Source organism: Thermoanaerobacterales bacterium, assembly GCA_030019475.1.
GTDB lineage: Bacteria > Bacillota > Desulfotomaculia > Desulfotomaculales > JASEER01 > JASEER01.
In genome coordinates this window covers 1-3323 of sequence record JASEER010000077.1, presented here as the reverse complement: position 1 = coordinate 3323, position 3323 = coordinate 1, and the positions used below count along the sequence as shown (strand labels likewise).

Genomic DNA, 3323 nt, shown 5'->3' with positions numbered 1-3323 from the left:
GCCAAGCGCCAGTTGCACCGGGAGATCGAACTGATGCGGGGTGTTCATTCTTTGCAGCCGGTGGTGATCCTGGATGAAGCCCACTTGCTGGATAAGGAGATGCTGGAAGAGGTCCGGTTTCTCCTTAACTTCAAAATGGACTCCCAGAGCCCCATGGCCCTCATCCTGGTCGGGCAGAGCGAGCTGCGGGAACGGCTCCGGCTCCAGGCCTACGCCGCCATCCGCCAACGCATCGACTTGCAGTGTAGACTAACCTACCTGGACAGGGCGCAAACCGGCGAGTATGTAAAACGGCATCTGGCATACGCCGGCGCGGACCGGGACATCTTCTCGGATGGTGCGTTGGATGAGGTCTTCCGCTTCTCGGCCGGGACCCCGCGGTTGATTAACAAGGCCTGTACCCATTGCCTGATCTACGGGGCGCAGAACGGCAACCGGATCGTTGACGACCACATGGTAAAGCGGGTGATTCAGGGAGAACTCATGTAGTTCTCCCTGCTCCGCCCGATGAGATCGATTGCCGGCGAGCCGTTCGTCAATTCTTGGACAATTAACACTGTCTATCCCCGGACATTATGGGGCGGCTGTAACAAGCTTCAACGTGTTAAAGGTACCACTTTGATGCAGGTAACTTACTAACGGTATCCCCAGGGTACAGGGGCTTATCTGTACCCTGGGGCCCTCTAAAGGGGGCAGACAGCATGCTAAAACGCCTGTTAATACTCTTCTTTCCGCTCATTCTTTTTTCTTCACTAGTGGGGTGCAGCGCTCAAAAGGAAGCCAATCCCGTAGGGCCCTTACCTGTTCCGGGAGAGAGTATACCCATTCTGGTCTTGGAACAGGAGGGAGCAGTGCGTGTTGGCGCCTGGGACATACAGGAGTGCAGTCTCGTTCTTGACCCGACCCCTGTCATGTCACTTACGGACCATCCTGCCGAGATCAGGTGGGACGGCAAACGAACTGTGGTCGCCAACGCCGACCTGAACGCGAACCTGACAGGCATCAAAAAAGGATGGTCTGTGTATCAGAGGTCAAGCCTGTCCTACTCCCCGCTTGACCATCCGGGGCGTGAGTTCTCCATTCGTGAAAAAAGCCTCGTAATCACTGACCATCTTACGAAAACAGAGCGCGCGTATTCGCTGCCGGAGCAGAGCCTGGAGCAGCCCGCCGGGACTATGGTGCTGTGGGCCGCCGGGACCCCGCAGGAAGCGCGTGTCTTGATTCATTACTTCAGGCCTGTTCCCGGGCCAAATGGGAGTCACGGACTGGGGTCCGGTCTCCTGCTGGCAACGATCACGGAGTCCGATATATCCTGGAGCGAACCCGCCCTGAACGGGGGAATCGTTCAGTGGCAGCTTCCCCAGGTTATCGCCCTGAAGGATAAGTTGTATATCGGTGGCATCGAAAATGTTCTCCAGGTGGACCTGCAACAGAACACCGTAAGCCTGGAGCGGTCTATCACCGCACTCCTTCAGGCACTTGTGCCGTCGCAGGAAGAGATCCGACAGAAAGACATCCTCATCGCCGGGCCCTCCCTCGGGTGCTGGAATGACGTTCTCTTAGCAGGCCTGCGGGTCGGAAACGAAGACTACGTCAAAGCTATTCACAATGGAAAAGAGATAGGCACAATGACATTGCGAAAAGACCGGGTCGTTCTTACGAATGCATCCGGCCAAACCAAAGAACAGCCGTCACCCAGTTCCTATTCAGTTTTAGTATTTCCTCAAGGCCGAACATCCTGGTAGCTTTGCCGGAGGTGAATCTTTTTGAAGGCCGTATGGTGGGGATTGCTGGGGTGCCTCATTCTAAACCTGGTAACGTCTTCTTAAGCTGTAGCTGGTGGTCGGGCTTTACGTATTCTCGTTGACGGGAGAGCGCTGGAGACCAACCCCTTGCACCGGGCTGCGGGTGAGCGAGCCAATAGTCCCTGTTGGGGACCTGGTTGGACGTTGTGGTGCGGAACTTCCCGCGCATCCAGCCGAGGTATTCAGCTAGTTTTCTCCCTCCCCATGGAGGTATTGAGAAACATGTGCCGAAATGTCATATTATGGACACGCTTGATCGACGTGCCAAAGAAAAGATCATACTCGACCTCTTCAGAACGTTCGCCCAGAACATCCTGGCCGTGGCGTATTATGTCGTTCAAGACCATGCTTTAGCCGAGGATATCGTGCAGGAAACCTTCTTAACGGCCATGGATAAACTTTATCAGCTCAATGACCTCAATAAGGCCGGCGGCTGGCTGAAGCGGATCGCTATTAATAAGGCCTACTCCGAGATGCGAAAGCGACAGCGCACCTTCCCGCAGCCCGTTCCCTGGGTGACCGATGACAGCAGCGTTGAAGATACCTTGATTGCCAAAGAAGAAGCCCTGCTGGTCTGCGAAGCGCTCGACCGTCTGTCCGGAGAACACCAGATGGTACTGTTTCTCAAATACTTCAGGGGGCTGACCGTTAAGGAGATCGCGGCGGCTCTAAATGCTCCAGAGGCTACGGTAAAGTCCCGGCTCCAGAGAAGCCGTGAACTCTTTTACCGCCACTACCACAGAAAGGCCGGGGTGCAAGGGTGAAGAGGGACGATAGACAATACGACCCTGCCGATGAATTCCTGAGGCGCTATGTTGCCGAGAGAATGAAGGGGTATCAGCCGGATGACATCGATACGCTCACGGAGCGGTTTCAGGCGCGGCTGCGAGAGCGGCGCCTCAGGCGCTTCCTTCCCTTGAAGGCGGCCGTCGCCGTCATCGCCGTTATCGCCGTTGCCGGAGCGACCTTCCTCCTGTCCGGCCCCGAGAGTCTGCTGGCCATAGGTAAGCGTGTTTTCAGTTCGCGGATCACCTTTCAGGACGACACCGGGAGACTCTCTTTCGGAGAGTCCCAAAGCAAGCAGCCGGCTCATGATCTTTCATCACTGACGACGGAAGAGCTGAAGGAACGAGTCGATTTCACCCCGTTCGGAACGTCCTACATACCGCCCGGTTATAGCTTCAAGGGGCATTCCGTCACCGAGATCGGGGAACACGAAGTCCGCATAAGCAGCCATTATGAATCCAGCGGACAGTTCCTGACCGTCCGGCAGACCCTCTTCCGGGACGGTGAGATCGGGCCGTCGTTTGACTTGGACGATACCTTAGTCTCCGACGTCAGCGTCCGGGGGATTCCCGGAAAACTCCTGTATCGTGAGAAAGACCGGTGGGGGAAGGTCGTCTGGGCGGAGGGCGACATGCTTTTTGAAGTTTCGGGGCGGCTCCCCGCCGAAGAACTCCTCAAAGTGAGCAATTCCATGGGGCCGCTATAAAATCGATGCATCCTTGCGGCCTCATT

Annotated in this window: 4 protein-coding genes; all 4 read left to right on the top strand. The window is 56.1% G+C overall.

Annotated elements, in window-relative coordinates; all coding sequences use genetic code 11:
• Positions 1–489, top strand: a 489-nt coding sequence (locus QMC81_11825; GenBank protein ID MDI6908158.1) for an AAA family ATPase, incomplete at its 5' end; no start/stop codon positions are given.
• Between the two features lie 212 nt (positions 490–701).
• Positions 702–1745, top strand: coding sequence for a hypothetical protein (locus QMC81_11820; GenBank protein ID MDI6908157.1), 1044 nt, complete (start codon positions 702–704; stop codon positions 1743–1745).
• Between the two features lie 302 nt (positions 1746–2047).
• Positions 2048–2569, top strand: coding sequence for a sigma-70 family RNA polymerase sigma factor (locus tag QMC81_11815; GenBank protein MDI6908156.1), 522 nt, complete (start codon positions 2048–2050; stop codon positions 2567–2569).
• The gene (locus QMC81_11810) at positions 2566–3297 is read left to right on the top strand and encodes a DUF4367 domain-containing protein (GenBank protein MDI6908155.1); all 732 of its coding nucleotides are present in this window, start codon (positions 2566–2568) and stop codon (positions 3295–3297) included. The genes QMC81_11815 and QMC81_11810 overlap by 4 nt, the downstream gene beginning before the upstream one ends.
• Positions 3298–3323: the final 26 nt, after the last annotated feature.